This is a genomic window from Phycicoccus sp. CSK15P-2 (assembly GCF_016888005.1).
In the GTDB taxonomy this organism is placed as follows: domain Bacteria; phylum Actinomycetota; class Actinomycetes; order Actinomycetales; family Dermatophilaceae; genus Phycicoccus.
The window spans coordinates 17,429-43,279 of record NZ_JAFDVE010000033.1 but is presented as its reverse complement, the minus strand read 5'-3'; the positions used below and the strand labels follow the sequence as shown (position 1 = coordinate 43,279).

Sequence of the window (25,851 nt, the reverse complement as noted above, 5' to 3'; positions counted from 1 at the left end):
CGGGTGGGGAACGAGCTGAGGATCGGGATCATCGGCGTCGGCCTCATGGGCGCCGACCACGCCGAACGGGTCGTCGAACGGGTCTCCGGCGGGCGGCTCGTCGCGGTGTCCGACCCCGACACCGCGCGGGCCACGGCGCTCGCGGAGCGGTACGAGGGCGTGCGCGCCCTGGCCGACCCGCTGGACCTCGTGGCGGACGACGACGTCGACGCCGTGGTCATCGCCTCGCCGGGCGTCGTCCACGAGGAGCAGGTGCTCGCGTGCCTCGCGGCCGGCAAGCACGCGCTGTGCGAGAAGCCGCTGACGATGGACGGCGAGTCCTCGCTGCGGCTCGTGCGGGCCGAGCGGGAGGTGGGGCGTCCGCTCGTCCAGCTCGGCTTCATGCGCCGGTTCGACCCCGAGTACGCCCGGATGAAGGAGCTGCTCGGCTCGGGGCGTCTCGGCCGGCTGCTGCTCGTGCACAACACGCACCGCAACAAGGACGTCCCGGACTCGTTCAGCTCCGAGATGATCGTCCGGGACAGCCTCGTCCACGAGGTGGACGTCGCGAGGTTCCTCTTCGACGAGGAGATCGCCGAGGTCACCGTCCACTCGCCGACCCCGACGTCCGCGGCGGCGCCGGGTGTCGTGGACCCGCAGGTTTCGGTGTTCCGGATGGCCGGAGGCGCGGTGGTGACGAACGAGGTGTTCGTCCGCAACCAGGTCGGCTACGAGGTGCGCTGCGAGGCGGTCTGCGAGCGCGGCACGGCGATCGCGGGCCGCCCGTGGGGCGACCTCTACACGACCCAGGCAAGGGACGTCGGGGGCTCGTGGGGTGGCGGTGTCCCGGCCGACTTCCGGCAGCGCTTCGCCCTCGCCTACGACCTCGAGGTGCAGGCCTGGGTCGACGCGACCCGGCGCGGCGAGGTCGTCGGACCGACGACGTGGGACGGCTACGCGGCCACCGTCGTGTCCGAGGCGGGCATGGCGTCGCTCGCCTCGGGCGAGCCGGTGGGCGTGCGGCTCGCGGACCGGGAGACGCTCTCGTGAGGGCCGCTCCGCGACTGCCGGGAGGCCGCCCCTGCCCCATGATGTTAGTATGTCAGTACATTTAATCGTGCCCGCCAGGAGACCTCGATGAGCAGCCCCACCCGCATCACCCACCTCGTCGCCGGCGCGCCCTGGGAGGGCACCCCCGGTCGCACCGGCCCCGTGTACAACCCCGCCACCGGCGAGCAGACCGGTGAGCTCGACCTCGCGTCCGCCGCGCTCGTCGGCGAGGTCGTCGCCGGAGCGAGGCAGGCGTGGGCCGAGAGCTGGGGCGACGCGTCCCTGACCAAGCGCACCCAGGTCCTCTTCGCGTTCCGGCAGCTGCTCGACGAGCGCAAGGAGGAGATCGCCGCCCTCATCACCGCCGAGCACGGCAAGGTCCTCTCCGACGCGCTCGGCGAGGTCACCCGCGGCCTCGAGGTCGCCGAGTTCGCGTGCGGCATCCCGCACCTGCTCAAGGGCGGCTTCACCGAGAACGCCTCGACGAAGGTCGACGTCTACTCCATCCGGCAGAGCCTCGGGGTCGTCGCCGTCATCAGCCCGTTCAACTTCCCGGCGATGGTGCCGCTGTGGTTCGTCCCGGTCGCGATCGCGTGCGGCAACGCGGTCGTGCTCAAGCCGTCCGAGAAGGACCCGTCGGCGGCCATCGCCGTCGCGAGGCTGTGGACCGAGGCGGGCCTGCCCGACGGCGTGATGAACGTCGTGGGCGGCGACAAGGAAGCGGTCGACGCGCTGCTCACCCACCCGGACGTCAAGGCGGTGTCGTTCGTCGGGTCCACGCCGATCGCGAAGTACGTCTACGAGACCGGCACGGCTCACGGCAAGCGGGTCCAGGCCCTCGGCGGCGCGAAGAACCACATGATCGTGCTGCCCGACGCCGACCTCGACCTCGCCGCCGACGCCGCGGTCAACGCCGGCTTCGGCTCGGCGGGCGAGCGCTGCATGGCCATCTCGGCCCTCGTCGCGGTCGACCCGATCGGGGACGAGCTCGTCGAGAAGATCAAGGACCGGATGGGCAAGCTCGTCACCGGCGACGGCACCCGTGGCTGCGACATGGGGCCGCTGGTCACCCAGCAGCACCGCGACAAGGTCGCGTCCTACCTCGACGCCGGGGTGGAGGACGGCGCGACCCTCGTCGTCGACGGCCGCGAGGGCGACGTCGACGCCGACGGCGCGGGGTACTTCCTGCGGCCGACCCTGTTCGACCACGTCGAGAAGGGCATGAGCGTCTACGACGACGAGATCTTCGGGCCGGTGCTCTCGGTGGTCCGGGCGAAGACGTACGACGACGCCATCGCGCTCGTCAACTCCAACCCGTACGGCAACGGCACCGCGATCTTCACCAACGACGGCGGGGCCGCGCGCCGGTTCCAGCACGAGGTCGAGGTCGGGATGATCGGGGTCAACGTCCCGATCCCGGTCCCGATGGCCTACTACTCCTTCGGAGGGTGGAAGAACAGCCTCTTCGGCGACACCCACGCCCACGGCATGGAGGGCGTGCACTTCTTCACCCGCGGCAAGGTCGTCACGTCCCGCTGGCTCGACCCCAGCCACGGCGGCATCGAGCTGGGCTTCCCGCAGAACGCCTGACCCGAGGAGGGCGGCCCGGGTGGAGCCCCCGGGCCGCCCTCGGCGTGTCGGGTTGCGCTCGTTGTGCGGATCGGGTTGGCCGGATCGGCCTCCGTGCCGCATCATGGAGCGCGGTGTGTACGAGGACCACACCGAATCCTTCGGGGAAGGCAGTTCGATCATCATGACCATGCGCAGGAACGCCCTGCTCGCGGGCGCCATCGCCCTGCCGATGGCACTCGGGGGCGTCGGCACCGCGTACGCCGCGCACTACCAGGACCGCGCCCTGCCGGGCAGCAGCCTCGGCGGGGTCGCCGTGGGCGGCATGACCCGCGAACAGGTCGCCGACGTCGTGCGCCAACGGGTCGAGGCCGCCACCGTGACGATCCGGTCGGGCGCCGAGACGCGCACCGAGTCGCTGGCCGACCTCGGGTACGACGTCGACGTCGACGCCACCGTCGAGGCCATCTTCTCGGCGAACGGGTCGTGGTCCTCCTACGCCCGCTCGCTCGTGTCGACCCGCGAGGTGCGCGCCGTCGTCCGGACCGACGAGGACATCACCGACGAGGTCGTGACACAGCTCGTCGAGCAGGCCGACAAGGTGGGGCGCGACGCCACGGTCGCGCTCGGCCCCAAGAAGGCCAAGTTCGTCGTCACACCCGCCGTCCCCGGTCAGACCGTCGACCCGGCGACCTTCCAGGACGTCGTGGCGGCCGCCGCCGAGGGTCTCGAGCCGGCGACCGCGACCGTCTCCTTCGTCGAGGACGAGCCCGACGTCACGACCGCGGCCGCCGAGCAGGCCGCGGAGGTGGCCAACGCGATCATCGCCCGCGACGTCAGCATCTCCGACGGCGACGAGGCGCACGCCGCGTCCACCAAGACGAAGGCCTCCTGGGTCACCATCCCCACCGAGGGCGACGTCCTCGGCGCCCCGGGCGTCGACGCCGGCAAGGTGAAGGCGTGGGTCGAGAAGGTCGCCGCCGAGGTGGCGGTCGAGCCGACGAAGGGCCTGCGCTACCTCGACGCCGCGGGCGAGGTGCGCAAGGTGATGACCGAGGCCCGCGACGGCCGGAAGGTCGCCAACGCCCCGGCGCTCGCCGGGGCGGCCGTGCAGGCCCTCTCCGCCGGGAAGGCGTACGACGGCGGCTTCGAGTTCGACGTGGTCGACGCGACGTGGGAGGAGCGCCGCATCGCCAAGGGCGCCGAGAACCTCGCGTACCCCGCCGCCGAGGGCGAGAAGTGGATCGACGTCGACCTCGGCAAGCACACGATGACCGCCTACGTCGGGGCGAAGGTCGTCTACGGCCCGGTCGCGATGGTGAGCGGTGCCGCGGAGACGCCCACCGTCACCGGCACCTACCACGTGTACTACAAGAACCCGCTCATGACGATGCGCGGCCAGAACGCCGACGGCTCCGACTACGAGACCGAGAACGTGCCCTACTCCACGTTCTTCCACCGCGGCTACGCGCTGCACGGTGCGCCGTGGCGGTCCTCCTTCGGGTACGCGGCCTCGCACGGGTGCGTCAACCTGCCGGTATCCATCGCGAAGTGGGTCTACGACTTCGCGCCGGTCGGGACCCCGGTCACCACGCACTTCTGAGCAACCCCGCACGCACTGCGGCGGCCCGTCCCCGAAAGGGACGGGCCGCCGCAGTGGTGTGTGGCGCTGCTGGACTCAGGGGGCGGGCGTGATGACGTCCCGGACGAGCTGGTCGAGCTCCTCGTCCGCGGCGAGGAACTGGCGCAGCGTCTTGCGGGTCGCCCCGAAGTCGTCGAACTCCTCGGGCGTCATGCCGTCGGGCTCGTAGGCGCGGCGGAAGTCCTCGAGGCGCTCGAGCGAGGCGATGACCTCCGGGTCGACCGGGACGTCGATCCGCGGCGTGGGGTCGATGCCGCTGGCGTCGAAGCGCTGCCCCCACGCGAAGGGTGGGGAGAGGACGAGGTCGCCCCCGACGAGCTCGGTCCACTGCAGCTCGTTGCGGTAGGCCGCGGCGAGGACGCGGGCGCGCAGACCGCGCTCGCGGAAGATCGCGTAGGCGCGCTTGACGGCGGCGACGCCGGCCCACTCGAGGTGGGTGGGGTCGATACCCACGCCGTCGCGGGCGACGACGTCCTTGAGCCAGTCGTCGAGGCGCCCCACCATGATCGTGACGACCGGCCCGATGCCGTCGACCGAGCGCACCTCGTCCTCCCGGCGGCGCAGGCCGCGCTCGATCGCCTCGCCCGCGGCCAGGGCCTGGGGGACCGAGAAGGACACCGTGACGTTGACGTTGACGCCGCGGTACGTCGCCTCCTCGATCGCCACGACGCCGACCGAGGTCGCGGGGATCTTGACGATGATGTTGGGGGCCAGCGAGGCGAAGTGCTCGGCCTGGGCGACGAGGGCGCTCGCGTCGCGGCGGAGCCGCGGGTCGGTCTGCATCGACAGCCGCCCGTTGCGGCCGTCGTGCTCGGCGAAGGCGGGTTCGAGGAGGTGGGCGGCCTCGAGCGAGACCTCCTCGACGACCGCCCAGCCGATCTCGGACTCGGTGGCCGTCGGCCGCTCGGCCGCGAGCTCGCGGATCCTCGCGTCCCACCTCTCCTGGTCAGCCCTGATCGCAGCGAGGGCGATGACCGGGTTGCAGGTGGCGCCCACGGCCCCCCAGCCGATCGCGGTCCGCAGCTCCGTCGGGTCGGCGCTGTCGTTCCACAGCGCCGTCGGCGTCGTGCGCGTCATCGTGCGCAGGGGTGACTCCACCCCGGTCGTGGTGGGCCCGGCCATCCCACAGTCCCTTCAATGGGTGATAATGTCAGGACATACACACTAACCGACAAAGCGGCGGTTGGAAACCCGGGCGCGCACCGGGAGGCTCGGAGGACGACGATGACGACGACGCGCGGTGCAGCCGGCCCGTTCACCCTCGCGGTGTGCGCCGAGATGGTGTTCCGCGACCTCCCGGTCGTGGAGCGGATGCGCCGGCTCACCGCCCTCGACGTCCAGGTCGAGATCTGGGACTGGACGCGGCACGACGTCGACACCCTGGTGGAGCTGCGGGACGAGGGCGTCGTCCTGTCGTCGATGACCGGGTACGTCCGCGGGGGGCTGGTCGAGCCCGCCGCTGCGGCCGAGCTCCTCACGACCGCCGAGCAGTCGGTGCACGTCGCCCGGCGCCTCGGCATCCCGCGGCTCAACCTGCACGGCACCGGCCTGGACGCCGACGGCCTGCCGGTCGCGCCGGTGGAGTCGGTCACCGGCCGGATGTGGCTCGCGGCGCGGGACACCCTCTCGCGGGTCGCCGACCTCGGGGAGCGGCACGGCGTCCAGTTCGTCCTCGAGAACCTCAACACGGCCGTCGACCATCCGGGGGTGCCTTTCGCGCGGGCCGAGGACACCCTGGCCCTCGTGGCCGCCGTCGACAGCCCGCACCTGCGGCTGATGCTCGACCTCTACCACGCCCAGATCGGCGAGGGGAACCTCGTCGAGCTCTGCCGGCGGGCGCTCCCGTACATCGGGGAGATCCAGGTCGCCGACGTCCCGGGCCGGTGCGAGCCGGGGTCGGGCGAGATCGCCTACCCGGCCGTGGCGCGGGCGCTCGCGGACATGGGGTACCGCGGCCCGGTGGGGATGGAGGCGTTCGCCAGCGGGGACTCCACCGCGGCCGTCGAGGCCTTCCGCGCCGCCTTCACCGTCGGTTCCTGACCGGCCGGGCGTGCCCGGTGTGTGGCGTGTGCCGGGTTCTACCGCGACACGGTGACCGGGTCGAGTGGCTCCTCGCCGAGCACTCGCCGGGGGGCGGGCTGGGCCGCCACCCGGGCGCGGAACCCGGAGGCCGCGGCGAGCACGGTGCGCCGGTGCGCGGTGCCGAGCGACGCCGCGGCCACCGGCTGCCGCCGGCGCTCACCTGTGCGGGTGGCGGCGCGGGCGAGCGCCACCCCTGACGGGTCGCCTCCGTCGGTCCTCGGCTCGACGTCCACCACGACCTCCTCGTAGTGCGGTCGCATCGTCACGCGGTCGCCGTCGGTGGCACCGCCGGGTCGGATGGCCACACCCGACTGGTAGCTGCGGAACGCCGGCGAGGTCAGCCGTTGGGTGTCGGTCATGTCGAGGTACTGGGCCGGAGCGAAGAGGTCGCGCACGGCCGTGTGCTCGACGACGCCGCCGCCGAGGAGCACCTCGTCGATGACGAACCGCCGGGGACCGGAGGGTGCCTGCTCCCCGTGCTTGTCGATCCTCGTGTTCAGCGGGAGCAGGGTCTGGCGGACCTCGAGCCGGCCCTGCGGGTGAACCAGGACGACGTCCGGCTCCGTCCCGGCGTCGCGCAGGGTGACCGCACTGCCGTCGGCCGGGGGAAGCTGGCCGCTCCACGACTCCGGCCGGGCCAGCTCGGTGGCCAGCAGTGCGCGCAGGTCGACCCGCTGGATCGACGGGAACTGGCCGCCGCCGCTGGTGTAGTTGACCGGGATGGTGATCTTGACGACCACCCGGAACTTGGCCGACCCGGAGACGCTCCATGGTTTCGGACCGGAGACCCGCAGCTTCAGGGTGACGCTGAGCAGGTTCTTGCCGGACCGCTTGACCGCCGCCCCGGCGCTGATGTCGACGACGAACCGGAACGGGGTGAACCGGAACAGGGTGTCGAAGGCAAGGTGGCCCTCGACCGAGAAGTTTCGCCACGAAGCGTAGGCCTCGACCCTGGCCCCGAACTGCACCGAGTTCGGGGTCATCGCGAGGTAGCCGGTCAGCCGCACCCGGGGGTTGTCTCCCCTGGTGAGGTTCAGCGTGACCCGGCGGAGTGCCGGGAACCCGGGCGGCGGGCGGAAGCGCGGGTGGAACCCGCCGATGGAGAGCGCGAAGTCGGGGTCCCGGCGCCACCGGGCCCGGACGGCGGCCTGCCCGTCGATCAGGACCGCGCCGATCCTGCTGTTGAACAGCTGGGCGTCGACGGCCAGCGTGCCGGCATCGAGGTCGACCAGGCCGACCACGTCGAGGTTGAACCGGCCCAACGGGGTGCGCAGGCTGGGCAGCCCCATCCGCACCCGGCCGACCACGGCCAGTCGTAGCGGCTCGGGCATCTCCAGAACCAGCGCCAGGTCGGCCCGGAGCACCGGCACCGGGCCCCACCCCAGCTGCACCATCGGACCGAGGAGATGGCTCCCGGTGCGCTCGGGGAAGTAGCTGCGCAGGCCGGAGAGGACCTGCGGGGCGTCGTCGACAGCCCGTCCGGGGAACATGACGGAGTCGAGCGCACCCGTGCGCGCCCCGGTGCGCAGCGCCGCCATGTCCGCGCTGCGGTTGATCCCGACCAGACCGCCGATCCTGTTCAGGCTGAACCCGTAGCCGAGCCGGATCGCCGGGCGGAACTCGCCGGTGAGCAGGAGCACCATCGAGAACCCCGGCCCCCCGCTGGGGCGCCGCGTGCTGACCAGCCCGACCGCCGAGAACACCAGCTTGGCCGCGGCCAGCTGGAGCACCCCGGAGTACTCGCCGGTGTCCGGGTCGTGGTCGAGGAACCCGCCTCCGCGCAACGGTCCGGAAGCAGGGCTGAGCCCGACACCCTCGGGTGGGACGACGTCGACGGTCAGGTCGACCGGGCCGAGGTTGCCACCGTGCTCGGGGAAGCTCAGCCGGGCCCCCAGGCCCATCCCCAGCACGTTCGCACGCAGCGGGCCGAGCCGAGCGGCGACCTCCAGCCCGGCCTGCACCTGCACCGAGTCCTCGTCCAGCCCCACCGCCAGGTCCACCGCGTCCACGTCGAGGAACGGCAGCGCCGAGGACCCGATCGGGATCCGGGCCGCGAGCCCGGCGCTGCCCCGCAGCGACAGGCCCTGTTCCGGCGACCAGCGCAGCGTGAGGTCGAACTCGCCGTTCACCGCGTTGTCCTGCGCCAGTGAGCGGACGAAGGCGTCACTGCCGGAGGCGGCGAGGCCGGCGCCCTCCAGCCGCAGCTCGACCGCCGGACTGGCGGTCACCCGGCTGCCCGCGCTCCAGCTGCCCGCCACCTCGAGACTCGCCGTCACCCGCCGGGCGACCAGCTGGGCCAGGTTGCCGACGCTCAACAGGACCACCGGGCCGTCGTCGCGTTCCCCGACCAGCCGCGCGGTGATGGCCAGCTCCGCGCTCGCCGGCCCGGGCGGGTGCAACGTCATCCCCATCGGGGGTGTGATCGCGACCTCCACCCCGGAGTCGAACTCGGCCGTCGTGCCGAGCTCGAACCGCCACGGGCCGGCGAAGGGCTCGGTGTGCTCGAGGCCCGAGCCGGCCACCCGCAGGCTGGCGAGTAGCCCCGGCGGGGCGGCGTCCGGGTCGACGGCGAGGCTGAACAGCGTGGCCTCCAGCACTGCCGGATCGGGCTCGGGTGGCACGATCAGCGTGCTCAGCAAGCCCACGGCGCGCAGCAGCTGCTGCACCCGTTCGAGCAGGTCGACCCCGTCGAACTCGGTCGTTCCCCAGCCGTGCACCTCGCGGCCGTAGCGGGCCGGGTCGGACAGCAGCACGGGCAGCCGGTCCAGGTGCAGCGCGCGCCGGATGTGCCAGGGCTGGGTCGGGTGGTCGACGATCTCCTCCTGGTCGACGAGTCCGATCACCCCGAGGATGGCGGTGGTCACCGGTGCCTCGTAGGCCAGTCGCTCGACGACCAGCTGCTCGACCACGCGCCGCGCGAAGGTGGCCGTCAGCTGCTGGGCCTGTTCAGCCTGGTCCGCGTCCAGCTCTGCGCGAGCCGCGTCCAGTGCCTCGGCCAGTGCGTCGACGGTGTCGAACACCGAGCGGTTGGCCGCCAGCAGGTCTGCCCCCGCGGCGAGGAGGGCGGTGGCGTCCCCGGCTTCCCCGGCCTCGACCAGGTCGATGATCCCCGGCAGCAGCGCGGTGGCGGCGTCGGACAGCTCCTGGGCGGCCGAGCTGACGTCGTTGCGGAAGGCGATCTCGTCGGGCAGCTCGTGACCGAGATGGCGGGCCAGGTCGTCCACGGCTGCGCCGTCGAGCCGCGATCCCAGGATGTACAGCGCCTCGGCCACGAACCGGGCGGTGGCTTCGAGGGCTCCGGGTGTGGTGGTCATCGGTGTTGTCCTGCCGTGTGTGGCGGGTGAGCGGTGAGGGTGGCTGTCAGGGTGGTGGGTGGGGTTGTGGCCAGCTCGTGCCGGCAGCGCGTCGCGTCGCGTCGTAGGCGTGGTGAGCCCACGTGTTCGAGCTCGGTGAGGAGGGCGTCGAGGTGTTCGGTGAGCACGGCTGGGTCGGGAGGTTCGGGGTGGTCGGGGCTGCCGGTGAGGGTGTGGGTCAGCCATCGCAGCAGGGCGGGGCCGTCTGCTTGGTGCCAGTGTGCGGCCAGGGTGGGTTGGTGGGTGAGGAGGCGTTCCAGCTCCGCGAGGTGGCGGCTGATCCTGGCGGCCCAGCGGGCCAGTGATGGTCTGCCGGCGCGGTGGTCCGCGGCAGTGGCCAGTGCTGCCCACAGGGTCCGGAGGTCCTCGGGTGTGGTGCGGTCGGAGGTCTCACCCGTTCGGGCCGCGGACGGCAGGGACCGAGCGGACGAGGCCGTGGTGGCCGAGGGCGGGGGCGGGTTGAAGATGTTGTTCTCCAGCTTGGCCAGGGCGTCCTGGGCATCGAGAATGCCCTTCCCCCAGTCGTCCGACTCGAATGTGGTGACGTCCTGTCCGCTGCTGTCTGTCGGGCGCCGCGCCGAGTTTCGCAGCGCGTCCCTGACCTGGATGAAGGTGGCCGTCGGGTGCCGCTGGAGTAACAGCGCGACCACGCCGGCTACGTGCGGTGCCGCCATGCTCGTTCCGGACTTGCGTCCCCACAGCGGACCCTGGGTATCCGCGGGCGGGTGGTAGAGCGCCGACATGATGTCGGCCCCTGGTGCGACGAGGTCGGGTTTGCTCGGGTTGGATCCGTCCACGGGGCCACGACTGGACATCGTGACCACCCTCTCCGACCTACGAATTGTGTGGTCTCGGGAGTGGTAGGCGCCCACCGTGATGACCTCGCTAATACGGGCAGGTATGACGATGGTCCTTTTCCCACTGATGTGGTTCTCGAATCGGCCAGGTCCCTGCGCGTATCGGGCAGTAAAATCGCCGGCACTTCCTTCTTGAAAGTTGGACTTTAAGGACAGCGACACTGACCACGTACCGCCTGTCGGCGTCGCGTCGCTGTCATGCGTCAGGAACAGGGTGACTGTGGGATGCACATACTGGACAAACACGGATGTCCCGTCGATCGTCCACGTGTCGGAGCCAACTTTTTGCGAAATATCCACGTCTTTGGATCCGGTCCGGGAGGGTCCGGTGACTTCTACCCGGCGCAACTGTGTGAACGGACCGGTGAGCTCGATCTCCACGGCGAATCCTGGCTGGACGCGGAAGGTGAAGGCCTTGGTTGGGTTTTTTGAGTCAAGTGCGAAGACTGCGCTCTTCATCCCTTCGTTGCCCGCGGCTACTACGACTGCACGTGGTGGGGGTCTAATCCCCGTGTCGCTCTTCTTGGCGCTTTCCTCGACGCCCGCGGAGATCGCCTTTTCCCACGGGGTGGGATTCTCGTCGTCGGAAGCCGCCGGACGGCCCAAACTCATGTTTATCACTGAGGGGAGGTTGAGATCTTGCGCCTCTCTCCAGATGTACTTGAATGCATTTGCTACATGGACGTCTTTCGGTTCGTCGGGGAGGCACACGACGACCAGGTCGGCCTCCGGTGCCATACCGGTGTAGTCCGTTCCGGCCGGTGACCCCCGGCCGTTCCCGGCGGCGATGCCCGCGACGTGGGTCCCATGGCTGGTTGGGTCGACGGTCTGCGGGTGGGGGACGCCACCGGTGGACGGGTTCTTGGCATGGAGGATGGGGTCGCGACTCTTGCGGTACTCCACGCCTGGCAGCCTGACCCCGCTATTCAGCCGTCTGGGTTCGGACTCCCCGTTACGTGGCTGGTGTCTCATGTCCCAGACCGTCAGGATGCGGGAGGTGCCGTCCGTGTTGCGCAGCGTCGGGTGGTAGAGGTCGATTCCCGAATCGATGATGCCGACCAGCACCCCTGCGCCTGTCAGGGTGGAGTTTGCCGCGCGCACCGCCGTGACCTTGCTGTCGTCGCGGCTGTGGTCCAGCTGGGGCGAGACCGGGCGGGCTCCGGTGGCTCGGATGACCTGCTCGGCGTCCTGGAGCCGGGGCAGCGACTCGACCGGCATCCAGCCGGCCGCCACGGTGAGCCCGTGCCGTGGGACCGGCTGCACCGACTGGGCGTGGAACCCGAGAGGGGTCAGACCGTCCACCGGCCCGGTGAACTCGACGAACAGCTGGACCGTGTCCGATTCGTCGGCGGACTCGGCGGACTCGGCAGAGCCGGGGCCGGTCCGTGCCGCCGAACGCCGTTGATGCTCGCTGATCGCCCGCAGCAGGACCTCGTCCAGCTTCGACATCTCGCCCTCACCACTCATGCTGGTCGGCTCCGGTGGTCATCGGTGTTGTCCTGCCGTGTGTGGCGGGTGAGTGGTGAGGGTGACTGTCAGGGTGGTGGGTGGGATTGTGGCCAGCTCGTGCCGGCAGCGCGTCGCGTCGCGTCGTAGGCGTGGTGAGCCCACGTGTTCGAGCTCGGTGAGGAGGGCGTCGAGGTGTTCGGTGAGTGTGGCTGGGTCGGGAGGTTCGGGGTGGTCGGGGCCGCCGGTGAGGGTGTGGGTCAGCCATCGCAGCAGGGCGGGGCCGTCTGCTTGGTGCCAGTGTGAGGCCAGGGTGGGTTGGTGGGTGAGGAGGCGTTCCAGCTCCGCGAGGTGGCGGCTGATCCTGGCGGCCCAGCGGGCCAGTGATGGTCTGCCGGCGCGGTGGTCCGCGGCAGTGGCCAGTGCTGCCCACAGGGTCCGGAGGTCCCCGGGCGTGGTGCGCTCGGTGGCCTCGGACTGCTCGCCCGTCCCGGCCGGGGTTCGGAGGGAGCCCCGCTGGGCGGTACTCGTCGTCCCGGACGGTGTGCGCAGGTCTCTACGGAGCCTGGCCATGGCGGAGGCGGCGTCGAGGATGCCGTGCCCCCACTCGTACCGGTCGAACCCTGGTAACGACCTGCCGTTGCTCTCTCTCGGGGGCCGTGCCGCTGCTCGCAGCCAGTTTCCGAGCTGTACATGGTTGGCAGTCGAGTGCTCCTGGAGTAGCAAGGCGACCACCCCGGCGACGTGCGGTGCCGCCATGCTCGTCCCGCTCTTGCGACCCCAGAGGGGTCTCTCGGCCAGAGTCCTCCCCTTGAAGACCGACGCCATGATGTCGATGCCGGGCGCGACCAGATCGGGCTTGCCGTTCTGGGAGCCTGGCACCGGGCCCCGGCTGGACTGGTCGACAACGATCTCGCTCTGATGTGGGCGCCGCAGATTGCAGTTGCCCACCGCGATGACGTCGTCGATACGAGCCGGGACCATGACGGTCTCCTTCTCGTGGAAATGGTCAATGAACGCCCCGTGACCCGCCACGTACCACCCGTCGATGTCGGCGATGCGGCCCGGTTCGACTTCGAAGGTCACCGCCCAGTTCCCGGGGCTCGGAGTGGTCGTGCTGGTCGTCTTCAGGACGATGGTCAGGATCGGGTCGAACCGATCGACATGGACGTCGGTGTTGTCTACCTTGACGTCGTGAGTAACATAGCCCTCCACCGAGAGGTTATCGGTCGGCTTTCCGCCGGGACCCTCGATCCGGATCCCGCGCAGACTGTCGAGGTCGCCTTCGAACTCCAGTTGCAGCCGGGCCCCAGCGTTTGCGGAGAAGCCCACCCTCGCTAGTTCTCCCTCGTCACGGTCTCCTGGACGTGCTTTCGCGCGGCCCAGACCCATTTTCCCGGCTGCGACGACGACCGCCCGACCGCCCTTGTTCAGAGCTGCGGAGATCCATTTCTCCAATGTGTTGGGCCCGCCCCTCTCGCCGATCTCCACCCGTCGTCCCATGCTCAGGTTGATCACGACGGGGCGGCTACGCTCCTTCGCCTCCCTCAGGATGTACTCGAAGGCGTTCGTCCACGTCACGTCCTTTGGCGATCGACCGACACACACGACCACCAGGTCGGCCTCCGGTGCCATACCGGTGTAGTCCGTTCCGGCCGGTGACCCCCGGCCGTTCCCGGCCGCGATCCCCGCAACGTGGGTGCCGTGGTTGTTCGGGTCATCGGTGAGTGGAAAGGGTGCCCTGTACGGGGGAGCAGCGAGGACGCCGTCGCGGTCTTTGCGGTACTCCACGCCAATGAGGTCTTCACCACCCTCGAACTTCGCAGGCGGGGACTCGCCTGGTCTTGGAGGGTTCCGCATGTCCCAGACCGCCAGCATCCGCGATGTGCCGTCCGGGTTGCGGAAGGTCGGGTGGTAGAGGTCGATCCCCTCGTCGATGATGCCGATCACGACTCCGGCACCGCGCAGCGCCGGGTTCCGCATGTGCAGCCGGTCGGCGTTGACCTCGCCCAGGCTCTGGTCCAGCTGGGGCGAGACCGGGCGGGCTCCGGTGGCCCGGATGACTTGGTCGGCGCCTTGGAGCCGGGGCAGCGCCTCGACGGGCATCCAGCCGGCCGCCACGGTGAGCCCGTGCTGCGGGACGGGCCGTACCGACTGCGGGTGGAACCCGAGAGTGGTCAGGCCGTCCACCGACCCGGTGAACTCGACGAACAGCTCGACCGTGGCCGGCTCGTCGGTGGCTGTCTTGGCAGTCTCGGCGGAGCCGGAGCCGGAGCCGGAGCCGGGGCCGGTCCGTGCCGCCGAACGCCGTTGATGCTCGCTGATCGCCCGGAGCAGGACCTCGTCCAGCTTCGACATCTCGCCCTCACCACTCATGGCTGGTCACCTCCGGCCTCGGCGGTGTCGAAGCGCATCCCGCTGCGCGCGTCACCGTGCTCGGCGGCCACCCGGCGTCGACCCACCCACAGGTACTCTCCCCGCGCACCGATGGCGAACTGGTGGCTACGGGTCACCCGCAGCCCCGAGCGCGGCACCTCCTCGTCGGACAGCCGCAGAGGCGCACCGCCGGGCGCCAGGACCCGGCCCAGCGGCACGACCGGTTCGTTACCCGGGTCCGCCGGCAGTGCGCCACGCTCCAGCAGCCCTGCCCCGTCCGCGTCGCGGACCGGCAGGAAGGGGAACCAGTTGGGCGGCACACCGGTCGCGAGCCGGTAACGCAGCGTGCCCGGGCCGCCGGTTGCGGTATCCGGTTCGGGTGCGGCGGTGGGGCCGGCGCCGAGCCGGCGGTCCACCGGCTCTCCGCCGGCTCCCTCGACCAGGTGCTCGATGCCCCAGGCGAGGTTGGCGGTCTCGTCGCGCAGGATGCGCACGTCCTCGACCGGCTCCCCCTCCTCGAACTCGTAGACCGCAGGAAGCAGCAGCAGGCCGTCGTCGCGCCCGGTCGGCACGTACATGCGCCAGTCCTCGGTGAGCGCGGTGGGCACCGTGGTCCGTACGCCGAAGACGTCGGTGACGACCAGCGAGGTGATCCGGGTGAAGGTGCCCGGTTCGATGTCGAGCGGGACGACATACCAGTCGCCGGCATAGGTGAGCGCGTAGTCCACGAGCAGCAGGCGCAGGAGGTCGTTCGTCCCGGCCTCCAGCCCACCCCAGTCGACGGCGGCGTCCTCCAGCTCCCACCACCGTGCGGCGGGCATGCCGGGGTAGGTCAGCGGCGTGGGGATCATCGTCTCGCTGACCCGGGTGAGGTTGATCGTCGACAGCGGCACGTCGCGCCAGTCGGCGCCGAGTGAGACACCCGCCGCCGCGGCGCTGAGCGCGTCCCAGTCCAGCCGCCCGCCGTGGTAGCTGTCCGCGACGAACACCGACTCCTCCTCGTCGCCGTCGTGCGTGGCGACGGCGAACCGGTACTCCTGACGCCCGGGGTCCCAGGCGTCCTGACCCGGTTCGGGCTCGACGTAGTGGGTGTCGTACCAGTCGACCCAGCCGGTCAGGCAGGCGCGCAGACCGGCGTCGTCGGCCGGGTCGGCCACGACGCCCTCCGGCCAGCTCCACGCCGCCTCCGGGTCGGCCGCCGCCGGTGCCGCGAACGCGTACACGGCCCGTCCGTCCGGGACCCGGCCGCCGGCCAGCCGCAGCCGTCGCAGCGCGGCCGCGTCGACCAGTGGGTCGCCGGGGTCGACCGGAGGCAGCGGGAAGGCCGCGGTCACCGCGTCGAGGTAGCTCTCCAGCCCGGCCGCACGCAGCATCCGCCGCAACCTCAGCCCGGTCGTGACGCCCACGTTCGCGGTGGGGTCGGCCCGCCGGTGCACCGGCTGGGACTCCACGAGTGGTTCCAGTGGTTCGAAGAACTTCCACGGCCGCCCGGTCACCGACGTGCCCGGGGCCAGCGTGCCCTCGGCGTGGTACCGGGTGATCGGGGCCACCGTCGCCGACACCTCGGTCGAGATCGGGGTGCCGGCGTCCTCGCCGACGAACTCGCCCAGCTGCCACTGGCGGGCCAGCATCCACATCGGGTCGTGCACCCGGGCCGCAAGGCCGGGGTCGATCGTCGGGGTGCGGGTACCCATCACCAGGCGGTGGTGCCCGGTCAGGGACGGGGTGGGGTCAGGCATCAGGGCTCCTCGTGGCCCTGGCTGCCGCTCCGGTGCCGGGCACGGTCAGTCGCCCCCCTCGTCGAGGTAGGCGAGGAAGTCGGTGGAGACGGTGTGGCCCTCGGCGTTCTGGGCGAAGAACGTCGCGGGAAGGAAGTGGCCGAGCCCGGACGGGCCACCCTCGGCGGCCCGGGACGGCACGTCCTCGAGGACGTCGAGGACGTCGGCGAGCAGCTCGTCGGTGCTCCACGGCCCGGTCGGGTCGGCGGGCGTGGCGACCAGGACGGCGTGCGGTGGCTCGCTGTCCGGCCCGTCGGCGGTGAACGCCACCCCCGTGGTCTGGTAGGGGCGGTACCCCGACGAGGTCGCGTCGATCGCCTCCACCAGCAGCCCGGTCAGCGGCTGGTCCAGCCGCTGCGACGCGGTCCGCACGACGAGCATGTCCAGCGGGTCCTCGTCCGGACCGCGCGCTTGACCGAGGTGGACCGCGGGGGTCCGGTCGGGGGCGAGGGCCTCCAGGTGGTCGCGCACCCGTTGCATGCGGGCGAAGCCGGGGCGGACCGCGGCGAACCGGGCCATCGTCGCCTCCACGGCCTGCTCGAGGTACACCGGCGGCACGAAGGCGAATGCGTCGAGGCCGGCCTGCAGCTCGGCACCCCGGGTCGGGGTGAACGCGGTGAGGACCGGGAAGGTGGTGCCGAACACGGTGCCCAGCCGCCGGACGTGCCGGTCGACCGGTCCCTGCTCGTCCTCGTCCTCCCCGGCCTCGTCTGTCGCATCGGTGACCAGCTGCTCGATGCGCTCGGACAGGCTCGCGATGACCCCTCCGGCCTGCTCGGCCAGCACCGCCGCCGCGTCGTCGGCATCGGCGGGCACCAGTGGCACCGTGCCGGGAACGCCGAAGGCCAGGGCGGCGTGCAGAGCCGCGTGCAGCGGCGCTGCCTCCCCCGTGTCGGCGGCCTCGGCCGCGGCCTCGTCCAGCGTGGTGACCGCGGCGACGAGGGCACTCCAGGCGGCGGCGTCGCGGGCGCCCAGCTCGGCGAGGTCCACGGTGGCCGTCGGGTCCTCACCGAGCAGGTCGTCGTCGGCCAGCGGCCGCGCCCCGGACAGCAGCGTGTGCACCGCCCCGGCCAGCTCGACGAACGTCTCCAGGTCCACCTCGTCCGCGGCCAGGTCGTCCAGCACGGTGCGCAGCTCGACCACCGTGCCCGGGTCGGTGCCGGCAGGTCGCACGTCCGCGCGCAGCAGATGGTCGCGCAGCAGCGCCTCCAGGTCGGAGACGGTCGAGGCGAGCCCGACCAGGTGGACCGGGTCCAGCCCGAGCGCGTCCAGGCCCATCCCCTCGGTCGCGACCACCCCGTCGTCGTCGAGGTAGCTCGCCTGCACGCGGTACGTCCGCAGGTCGCCGAGCAGGGCCGCGCAGAACGCGTTCAGCTGCGGGGCGGCCTGCGCCAGGGGGCCCCCGCCCGCGTCGCCACCGACCGCCAGCGGTACGAGCAGCCGGTTGCGGCTGCGCGGAGCGGAGTCCACCGGCTGCAGGCTGGGGTCGTTCGTGGTGGGCGGGGTCTGCTGGGACTCCAGCTCCGGCGGCGGAGCCTCGTCGCTCGCGGCGGCGTCGAGCACCGCGCCGGCACGGGTGGGGTTGTCCCGCACCACCTGGTAGACGCTCTCGGCCAGCAGGGCGTCGTCCACTGCGTCGAGCACGGCATCGACCTCGCCGCCGACCAGATCCAGACCGACGCGGTCCTCGCTGTCCACCAGCGCGGCCGGCAGCCAGTGCGGGCCGCCCTCGTCACGGTGCAGCCGCAGCGCGTGGACCACGGCCAGCCCGTCGAGCACCGCGGCCGGCGGCGGGCCGTCCCCGGCTCCCGCTGGTTCGTCGTCGCCCGGGTAGGCGGTGCGCAGCGCCGGGACGTGCCCGCCGAGGCCGTGCTCGACCATCAGCCGCTCGCAGCGGTAGCCGAGCAGGGCCCCGAGCGGCTGGCCGGCCCGTACCCCGTCGAGGACCTGACGGGCCAGCCGCACGCGCTGCGAGGACAGGTCGATGCGCAGCGGGTTGGCGGAGCCCTCGGCGGCGCGGGCCCGATAGCCGCTGCGCAGCAGCGCGGCGGCCCGGGCCTGGTCGACCGACGGTGCGTGCAGGTACCCGGCGGAGACGCTCGTGTCACCCCCGGTGTCGCCGACGGCGGGCACCGGCAGGTCGGTCAACCAGCCGTAGCCGCCGACGTAGCTGCCGGTCACACCGCCGGTACGCAGCTCCCGCAGCCGCTTCGTGGCGAAGGCCGTGGTCCAGGCGTCGAGCCGGTCTCCGGTCAGCGCGAGCGTCTCGCGGAGCAGGACGTCGAGCTGGTCGACGGGCAGCTCGGCGAGCCGGTCGAGCCCGGTGTCGAAGTCGGTCAGCTCGGGCTCGACATGGGTGCCCTCCGCGGACCGTCGCTCGTAGAGCTGCTGGCGGGTCTCGGTGGAGCCGGGCGCGGTCTCGGCGGCGTAGTCCCAGCAGGTCTCCCCCGCGACGGGGAGCGCGTTGTGGCCCACGTCGTCGTAGCCGAGCAGGCCCGGGTCCTGGGCCTGCCACATCGCCCGGTGGTAGGCGGCCAGCTTGGCGTGCCGCACCAGGTAGGCCAACACGACGTGCGGGACCTGCGTGGCGGCGGCGTCGCGCAGCTCGACCAGCCCGGCGCCGCGGACGAACCCCAGATACTCCGCCGGTGTCGGCCCTTCGCCGGACGTGACCATCGGCAACGTCCCCTCGGGGCCGTCGAGCCGATGGATGCCGTCGGCGTAGACCGCCCGGGAGAGCATCGGCAGCCAGTCGTCGGCGGTCTCGAAGGTGAACCTCGCGGGGTCCGCGCCGAGCGCGACCCACAGGTCGCGGTGACGCTCGAAGAGCTGCTGGAGCGCGGGGAGCTCGTCCCACTCCCGGAACAACTCGAAGACCACGTCGAGGGTGCGCGGCAGCACCAGCGTCTGCAGACCGAACGCCTCGGGCACTGCCGACCGGCTCAGCACGTCCACGAGCACCACCGCCGGGTCCTCGCCGGACCCGACGCGGGGCACGCTGCCCGGGTCGAACGAGCGACGGTGCAGGGCGCGGACCCGCCGCAGCACGGTGAGGACCCGGCCATCGGAGTCCTCCGTGCCGTCCATCGGCCGCCAGCGCGCCAGGTCGGTGACGGGGAGCAGCCCGTAGGGCTGGTCCCCGACGCGCAGCACCGGCAGCGGGCCCCGGGCCCGGACGTGCTCGCGGAACAGTGTGTAGGCAGCCTGCTGGTCCCGCCTCCAGTCGACACGCCATTGCACCTGGTCGGGAACCTGCTCTGGTCGCAGGGCGTCGCCGAAGACCATCGAGTCCAGGAAGTAGCCCCAGGTGGCCGGCCACAGCACGGCGTTCATCGCGGCGGTTCCGCGCAGGTCGTCACCGTGGCCGCCATCGGTGTGGCGGAACGTCTCCCAGCCGGCGCCGAGCGCATCGGCGGCACGGACCGCGTTGCTCCCCGGCGGGGGCGCCTCGGCATGCTCGAGCTCGAACAGCTGCCGGTCGCGCGGGTCCTCGGTGGTGTACGCAGCCGGCTCGGCCGCGGTGTTGTTGGTCGGCGAACCCTGACCCAGGAAGCCCAGCGTGGCGGTGTGGCGCAGGGCGTCCAGCTGCTGTTCGAGCAGGTCGGCCGCATCACCGGCGGAGGCCCGCACCCCGATCGCCACCAGGCGGTCGATCGTCGGCACCGGCACGTCGGCGAGCGTGTCGGTGAGGTCGACCCGAACCGCCATCCCGACCCGCACGGCCTCGTCGAGGTCCACCATCCAGGTCATCCCCGGGTCGGTGAGCTCGTCGGTCTGCGCGTGCGGGTCGAAGCCCGCTGCCAGGTTCGCGGGGACGGGCTCGCCCAGCGCCCGGAAGAGCTCCACGCTGTGTCGGTCGTCATCGGCGGTCGGAGTGCGCCGCCGGTAGCCCACCACCAGCCACCGGTCGGGCATCAGGGTGGTGCGTGGCGCCCTGGTCCATCCGGACTCCCGCATCGGTGGTTCCGGTGAGGCCCGCAGCGCGCGGACGACCCAGGCCGCCCGCGGACCGCCGAACCGGTTCGCCAGCACGCTCCACGCGGCGGCGACGACGCCACCGTCGTCGTCCGGGTCGGCGCCGTCGACCGCTGCGAGGTAGGTCTGCCCCCAGCTGAGCTCGTCGGCGGTCAGCTCGCGTTCGTGGCTGTCGACGTGCAGCTCCTCGGGATAGATCCGCACCAGCAGCTCGCGCCGACCCGACTCGGTCTGCCAGCGGGTCTGCAGCCGGACCGGCAGGAGGACGACGGGGCGGTCACCGGGCAGCCCGGCCAGCAACTCGTCGGTGGGGGTGGTCGTCACGATGCACCGTCCTCGCCGGCCGGTCCGGAGGAGAGCAGGGCGTCTGCGTGCCAGGCCACGCTGGCGGGTCCACGGGCGAAACAGCGCGCCATGTGCGCACCGTTGGCCGCCCAGGTCACCGGTGGCGATCCCGGGTCGGTCGGGTCGGTGAACTGCGGTGGGCCCGGCAGGTCGCCCATCCGCACCCAGCGACCGGGCTGCTCCGGGCCCAGCACGTGCGACCAGGCCAGGTCGTCCAGGTGCTGCGGGACGGCCTGGTCGTCGTCGTCCGGGTCGAGTCCGAAGCGGGTCGCGGTCGGCGACTCGCGGAACACCACGAACCACCCGGGGTCCTCGGCACCACCTCGCGCCTCGGTGGCCGGCAGGTCGAACCCGAACAGCGCTCCGTCGTCGGCCAACCGGCCCTCGAGCATCGGCTGCCGGGTGCCGTTCTCCGGCGCTGGGACCCGGACACCGTCCTGCTCGACCGCGCGGACGAGGATGACGACGAGGCCCGGGAAGCGCCGCACCAGCTCCCCGCGGACCGCCAGCATCAGCCCGTCGCCGCCTGGGGAGTCCAGCAGCGGGTGGTCCGGCGCCAGCTGGTCGAGCGGTGGGATGTCCGCGCCGCCGTCGGTGCGGTCCCAGAAGTGTCGGAAGAAGGTCGCGCGCGGGTCGGCCGGGTAGCCGCGCCAGGACAGCTCGGCGGCCATGGCGTGGTTAAGCCCGACGAGGTAGGACTCGACGAACCCGGTATGGGCCTGCACCAGGCACAGCGACTCCGTGGGCAGGGCCGCGTCCAGTGCCAGGAAGCGCGGCGCCACCTCGCGCAGTGCAGCCACCATGGGCCACGGGAACGACGGCGCCGCCAGGGTCGGGGCGGTGCGGGCGGTGGCCTCGCTGCGCCTGGCCGGTGCGCCGACCAGCCCGGCGACCAGCGTGCGGGCCAGCTCGGCCGGCGTCGGCACGGCGGTGGCTGCGGCGGTGGCTGCGGTGCTCACCTCGGGGTCCGTCGGACGTGACCTCAGACCGGCCTGGCGGTGGGCGAGCGCGATGCCCGCGGTGAACGCACCGCGGGCGAGGTCCTCCTCCTCGAGCAACACGGCGTCGGGCGGGACCGTCTCCGGACTCTGCGCCTGCTGCATCCACTCCGCGTAGGTGTGGTCCAGCAGGGTCGCTTCGAAGTCCTCGTACTGCTGGGTCAGGCCGGCCTCGGTGAACATCGTCTGGCCGTGGTCGCTGATCTCGGGGATCGTCACCGACCCGGCCGGTGCGGTGAGCTCCGGTACGGGCTGAGCGGCCCGTGCGACGGCGTGCTGCACGACGGCCCCGCCGTCGAGCACACGCCCGCCGTCGCGTGAGCTGCGCCGGGCCAGTGGCCCGCCGGGCCGGGTGAGCCGTCGGGCCGCCCCGGTCAGCGCGGCGTCGACCCTGCTCGGCAGCGTGTGCTTCACGGAGGCGGTGCGGGTGACCTGGAGCTGGCTGACGGCGGTCATCGCTCCCAGCCGGCGGTGCAGCGCACTCGTCCTGACCTCGCGGGCCAGCTCGGCCTGACGGGCGCTCTGGGTGCTCTCCCGGAGCTGGTCGTACTGCTCCCAGGCCGAGGCAATCAACACGTCCTGGAAATGCTGCACGGTCGCCACCCCGAGACCGGCGAAGGTCCGTAGTCGGGGGTCGAGGTTGAGCTCGCGCAGCCAGCGCGGAGTGTCCCCATCGGCCGGTGGACGCTCCAGCCCGGCGTGCTGCCCGCCGTACAGCGGTGGACCGACAACGGTGGTGGCCGCATCCGCGGCTGCGTCGAAGAAGGCGCGCAGCCCGTCGGTGAACCACTCTCCACCGGACCACGGCGCGTCCCGGTACCCCGCGGGAACGACGGCTCCCCCCAGCGGCAGCAGGCTGTCTTCGCTACCAGGGGGGACCAGCGCCGCGCCCGGAGCGCTGACGTCCAGCGTGGTCACGGCGTCCGAGCCCAGCTGGTGCGGGGTCAGCCGGCGGACCAGTGACTCCAGGTCGCCGCCGGCCTCGGCGGTGGTGAAGCGCCAGTGGTGGAAAACCGGCAGCTGCACCTCGTCGCCGGCGTCGGCGGCGTCCGGGTCCGGCCATGCCGGCGCGAGCGTGGTCGTGGTGACCTCGTCGCCGGAGGCGGCCTCGACCCCGGCCCGGAAAGTCGGTACCAGGCAGGCGAGGTAGCGCCGGCCGGGTAGCAGCCGACGGGCGGCGATCAGTCGGGACCGGGCGCGGTGCGGGTCGTCGTCGAGCACCTGCTCGACCGACTCGTCCGGCTCCAGGCCGACGACCTGCGCATGCGCCCAGGCCCAGGTCTCCGTCGGGTCGGGCAGCTCGCGGACCGGGCACACCAGCCGGGCGTGCTCACCGCCACCGCGGACGAGCTGCGCCCGCTCCTCGGGCAGCACGACCAGCGCGAGCCACGGCCGCAGCCGCTGCCCACCGGCCTCGGTGCCGGCGAGGGGGGTGAACAGCCACGGGAGGTCGGGGCGGCGGAACTCGATGACGGGCACGTAGTGCGGCTCGACGCCGTCGGCGCCCGGGGGCGGGTCGACCCGGACGATCTCGTCGCGGTCCAGGGCCAGCACGTCGCCGGGACCGTGCACGGCCAGCGTCACGTCGACATCGGTCTTCTGCCCGGTGTCGACGGCCTTCTGGACGAGCCGGACATCCAGAGCGGCTCGGGCGGGCTGGTCGGTGCCGAGGGTCTCGGGCCGGGTGATCGCGGCGGCGACGCCATCGCGAACCCAGGACACGAAGGTGAAGGTGTCGGTCATCGTCCCCACGGCCGGTCGGCGGACAAGTCGTCCGGCCGTGGCGATGCGAGGTCTTCATCAACGCGTGACGGGTGCGACCGGAACCGTTCAGGACGCTAGCGATGATCCACGGAGGGAATGCAATGATTTCCGAAGGGAATGCTGAATCATGTTCAGTCACAATTCCTCAGAACTACAACGCGTCATCCGTTTCCACGGACGTCCGCCGCGCGGCGCCGCTCGTGCCGTCCTCGGGTCAGCGGGCGATCTCGTCGATCCGGACCGGACGGTTCTCGGTGGCCGAGAGCGTCGCGGCCTCGGCGACCCACGTCGTGCCCATCGCGTCCTCGACCGTGCACGGCGAGGCGGTCTCGCCCGCCGCGACGGCGCAGAACGCCGCGAGCTCGTGGCGGAAGGCCTCGGCGAGCCGGTCCATGAAGAAGGTGTGCGGAGGGCCGGCCGGCCAGGTGAGGCCCGGCTGGGTCGGGCGCAGGGGTAGGCCGTCGTCGAGGCCCGCGGCGACCGAGTCCTGCACCCCGTGCACCTCGAGCCGGACGTCGTAGCCCCGCGCGTTGGTGCGGGTGTTCGAGACGACGCCCAGGGTGCCGTCGGCGAGGGTGATGATGACCGAGACGGTGGACCAGTCGCCGTTGTCGGCGTAGAGCGCAGGCGGGGCGTCGGGGTCGACCGAGCCGACCGCGGTCACCTGCACTGCCTCCTGTCCGGTGACCCAGCGGACCGCGTCGAAGTCGTGGACCGAGCAGTCCCGGAAGATGCCGCCGGAGACCGCGAGGTACGCGGCCGGCGGCGGGGCCGGGTCCAGGGTCGTGGACCGCACCGTGTGCACCCGCCCGAGCGCACCCGAGCGCACGGCGTCGCGCGCGGCGACGAAGGCCGGGTCGAAGCGGCGCGGGTAGCCGATCTGGACCGGGACGTCGGAGCCGGCCAACCGGTCGCGGACGGCGACGGCCTCGTCCGCGGTGCCGGCGATCGGCTTCTCGCAGAACGTCGGGATGCCCTTGTCGACCGCGGCGAGCAGGAGCTCGGCATGTGCGCTCGTGGCCGCGGCGACGACCACTCCGTCGACCCCGGCGCCGAACACGGCCTCGGGGGACTCGACCGCCGTGGCCTTGCCCACCCGTGCGGTGACGGCGTCGACCGCGGACGGCACCGGGTCGGTGACGACGAGCTCCTCGACGCGGTCCAGCGCCGCGAGGGTGTCGGCGTGGAAGGCCCCGATCCGGCCGAGTCCGATGAGTCCGATGCGCATGGGTCGTGACACCTCTGGTCTGGTCCCGGGCCGGGACGGCCGGGGCGTACTGCTGTGGACGCCGCAGATGCTATCAGCCTAATGTCCTGACAAATAGTGTCTCCGCGGAACCCGCCCTCTTCGGGCCGAGCACCGTCAGTGGCTCTGTGTGGCGTGGGTGACCGCGTCGAGCCGCACCGCGAGCCGGTCCGGTGCCAGCGCGACGGCAAGGGCGTCCCGGACCACGTCGGCCTGGGTGCGCGGGGTCATCCCGTCGACAGGGGTGTCCCGGTCGAGGTTCGTCGGGAAGGCGTAGCCCTCGGCCGACGCCGCGACGACGTGCCCGGCCGCCGCCTCCGGCAACCCGTCCGCGACCGCCGCGAGCAGCGCCGGGTACACGGCCCGGACCACGCGGTCGCGGTCCACCGTCTCCATCGCCCGGCCGAACGCCGACGACACCTGGAGCAGGTTCGCCATCCGCCGGACGTCGGCGGTGTGGTTCGACCCGGCGGCGTGGAAGAGCGCGGGGTTGAAGAACACTGCGTCCCCGGTGTGCAGCGGCAGCTGGACGTGGTGGCCCTGGAAGTGGTCCTGGAACTCCGGCAGCCAGTAGGCGAGGTAGCCGAGCCCGTACTTCTGGCTGTGCGGCAGGTAGAGCGTCGGCCCGGACTCGACGGGCATGTCGCAGTGCGCGACCGCGCCCTGCAGGGTGAGCAGCGGCGACACGTCGTGGACCCGCCCCGGGTAGCGCCCGGTGACCTCCGGCGACTGGAAACCGAGGTGGTAGTCGCGGTGCACCGTCTGCCCCTTGCCGCCGGGGTTGACGACGTTGACCTGGGAGGTGACCTGGTATCCCGGCCCCAGCCAGGCGCTCGCGGCGAGGGCCACCATGTCGTTGGCGTAGTAGGCGACGAACGACTCCGGGTCACGTACCGCGAGCTTCTCGAGGGCGTTCCACACCCGGTCGTTCTCCCCGGGCGCCGCGAAGTGGTCGCCGGCCATCTGCCCGGCGGCCTTCTCCTCGGCGATGAGGGCCTCGAACGCGGCTGTCGTCCGTCCGACGACCTCCGGGTCGAACGCGCCGGTGACGACGACGATGCCGGGACCGTCGGCGAGGGCGTCGGCGATCTCGGCGCGGAGCGCGTCGGCGGTCTCGTCGTCCGCGAGCAGCGGGCGCAGGTCTGCGGCCTCGTAGACGAGCACCCCCTGCTCCACTCGGGCGGCGTGCGGGTAACGGGTGCCGTCGGTCCTGTCCTCGAGGACCGTGAGGAAGTCCTCGAGCCGGCAGTCCTCGGCCCGTCGATAGCCGTGCCGGGGGCTGGTGGGGGTCGTCGTCATCGGGTCTCCTCGTCGAGCACTCGTCATGGGCGTCGTCCTCCCGTCCAGCGTGCACCCCGGGCGAGGTGGTCACCAGGGGCGAACCATCTCGA

Annotated in this window: 13 protein-coding genes; 4 read left to right on the top strand and 9 right to left on the bottom strand. The window is 72.3% G+C overall.

Translation table 11 applies throughout. From position 1 onward, the window contains the following. Positions 1-3: 3 nt before the first annotated feature. The 3 genes from JQN72_RS17345 to JQN72_RS17335 all read left to right on the top strand — a co-directional run bounded on the left by JQN72_RS17345 (position 4) and on the right by JQN72_RS17335 (position 4,201). Positions 4-1,029 (top strand): Gfo/Idh/MocA family oxidoreductase, encoded by a 1,026-nt coding sequence (locus tag JQN72_RS17345; RefSeq protein ID WP_204136395.1) that lies wholly within the window; start codon positions 4-6, stop codon positions 1,027-1,029. An 87-nt stretch (positions 1,030-1,116) separates the two neighbouring features. Then, positions 1,117-2,619, top strand: coding sequence for a CoA-acylating methylmalonate-semialdehyde dehydrogenase (locus JQN72_RS17340; protein ID WP_204136394.1), 1,503 nt, complete (start codon positions 1,117-1,119; stop codon positions 2,617-2,619). A gap of 169 nt (positions 2,620-2,788) precedes the next feature. After that, on the top strand, positions 2,789-4,201 hold the full coding sequence (locus tag JQN72_RS17335) for a L,D-transpeptidase family protein (RefSeq protein ID WP_204136393.1): 1,413 nt from the start codon (positions 2,789-2,791) through the stop codon (positions 4,199-4,201). A gap of 75 nt (positions 4,202-4,276) precedes the next feature. Here JQN72_RS17335 and JQN72_RS17330 read toward each other — a convergent pair whose 3' ends face one another. After that, the gene (locus JQN72_RS17330; RefSeq protein WP_204136392.1) at positions 4,277-5,362 is read right to left on the bottom strand and encodes a transaldolase family protein; all 1,086 of its coding nucleotides are present in this window, start codon (positions 5,360-5,362) and stop codon (positions 4,277-4,279) included. A gap of 102 nt (positions 5,363-5,464) precedes the next feature. Between JQN72_RS17330 and JQN72_RS17325 the strand changes: the two genes are divergently transcribed. After that, positions 5,465-6,280: a TIM barrel protein gene (locus JQN72_RS17325; protein ID WP_239100840.1), complete on the top strand. Its 816-nt coding sequence runs from the start codon at positions 5,465-5,467 to the stop codon at positions 6,278-6,280. A gap of 38 nt (positions 6,281-6,318) precedes the next feature. On the opposite strand, the gene JQN72_RS17320 is transcribed toward JQN72_RS17325, so the two are convergent. The 8 genes from JQN72_RS17320 to JQN72_RS17285 all read right to left on the bottom strand — a co-directional run bounded on the left by JQN72_RS17320 (position 6,319) and on the right by JQN72_RS17285 (position 25,759). Next, positions 6,319-9,636 carry a DUF6603 domain-containing protein gene (locus JQN72_RS17320; RefSeq protein WP_204136391.1) on the bottom strand — a complete coding sequence of 1,106 codons (3,318 nt, stop codon included), beginning with the start codon at positions 9,634-9,636 and terminating at the stop codon, positions 6,319-6,321. Then, the gene (locus JQN72_RS17315) at positions 9,633-11,981 is read right to left on the bottom strand and encodes a S8 family serine peptidase (RefSeq protein WP_204136390.1); all 2,349 of its coding nucleotides are present in this window, start codon (positions 11,979-11,981) and stop codon (positions 9,633-9,635) included. The genes JQN72_RS17320 and JQN72_RS17315 overlap by 4 nt, the downstream gene beginning before the upstream one ends. Before the next feature lie 36 nt (positions 11,982-12,017). After that, the gene (locus JQN72_RS17310; RefSeq protein WP_204136389.1) at positions 12,018-14,354 is read right to left on the bottom strand and encodes a S8 family serine peptidase; all 2,337 of its coding nucleotides are present in this window, start codon (positions 14,352-14,354) and stop codon (positions 12,018-12,020) included. Continuing rightward, on the bottom strand, positions 14,351-16,093 hold the full coding sequence (locus JQN72_RS17305) for a hypothetical protein (RefSeq protein WP_204136388.1): 1,743 nt from the start codon (positions 16,091-16,093) through the stop codon (positions 14,351-14,353). The genes JQN72_RS17310 and JQN72_RS17305 overlap by 4 nt, the downstream gene beginning before the upstream one ends. 45 nt (positions 16,094-16,138) lie before the next feature. Beyond that, a complete protein-coding gene (locus JQN72_RS17300; protein ID WP_204136387.1) occupies positions 16,139-20,431 on the bottom strand; it encodes a hypothetical protein in 4,293 nt (1,430 codons plus the stop codon). Continuing rightward, positions 20,428-23,193 (bottom strand): hypothetical protein, encoded by a 2,766-nt coding sequence (locus JQN72_RS17295; protein ID WP_204136386.1) that lies wholly within the window; start codon positions 23,191-23,193, stop codon positions 20,428-20,430. Before JQN72_RS17295 ends, JQN72_RS17300 begins: the two co-directional genes overlap by 4 nt. A 235-nt stretch (positions 23,194-23,428) precedes the next feature. After that, positions 23,429-24,442 (bottom strand): Gfo/Idh/MocA family oxidoreductase, encoded by a 1,014-nt coding sequence (locus JQN72_RS17290; protein WP_204136385.1) that lies wholly within the window; start codon positions 24,440-24,442, stop codon positions 23,429-23,431. A 135-nt stretch (positions 24,443-24,577) separates the two neighbouring features. Further along, positions 24,578-25,759, bottom strand: coding sequence for a phytanoyl-CoA dioxygenase family protein (locus JQN72_RS17285; protein WP_204136384.1), 1,182 nt, complete (start codon positions 25,757-25,759; stop codon positions 24,578-24,580). Positions 25,760-25,851 lie beyond the last annotated feature (92 nt).

Bases quoted from the DNA above. Each gene is read 5' to 3' on its own strand.
- JQN72_RS17340 (WP_204136394.1), top strand. From the start codon at position 1,117: ATGAGCAGCCCCACCCGCATCACCCACCTCGTCGCCGGCGCGCCCTGG.
- JQN72_RS17335 (WP_204136393.1), top strand. From the start codon at position 2,789: ATGCGCAGGAACGCCCTGCTCGCGGGCGCCATCGCCCTGCCGATGGCA.
- JQN72_RS17330 (WP_204136392.1), bottom strand. From the start codon at position 5,362: ATGGCCGGGCCCACCACGACCGGGGTGGAGTCACCCCTGCGCACGATG.
- JQN72_RS17325 (WP_239100840.1), top strand. From the start codon at position 5,465: ATGACGACGACGCGCGGTGCAGCCGGCCCGTTCACCCTCGCGGTGTGC.
- JQN72_RS17320 (WP_204136391.1), bottom strand. From the start codon at position 9,636: ATGACCACCACACCCGGAGCCCTCGAAGCCACCGCCCGGTTCGTGGCC.
- JQN72_RS17315 (WP_204136390.1), bottom strand. From the start codon at position 11,981: ATGTCGAAGCTGGACGAGGTCCTGCTGCGGGCGATCAGCGAGCATCAA.
- JQN72_RS17310 (WP_204136389.1), bottom strand. From the start codon at position 14,354: ATGAGTGGTGAGGGCGAGATGTCGAAGCTGGACGAGGTCCTGCTCCGG.
- JQN72_RS17305 (WP_204136388.1), bottom strand. From the start codon at position 16,093: ATGCCTGACCCCACCCCGTCCCTGACCGGGCACCACCGCCTGGTGATG.
- JQN72_RS17295 (WP_204136386.1), bottom strand. From the start codon at position 23,193: ATGACCGACACCTTCACCTTCGTGTCCTGGGTTCGCGATGGCGTCGCC.
- JQN72_RS17290 (WP_204136385.1), bottom strand. From the start codon at position 24,442: ATGCGCATCGGACTCATCGGACTCGGCCGGATCGGGGCCTTCCACGCC.
- JQN72_RS17285 (WP_204136384.1), bottom strand. From the start codon at position 25,759: ATGACGACGACCCCCACCAGCCCCCGGCACGGCTATCGACGGGCCGAG.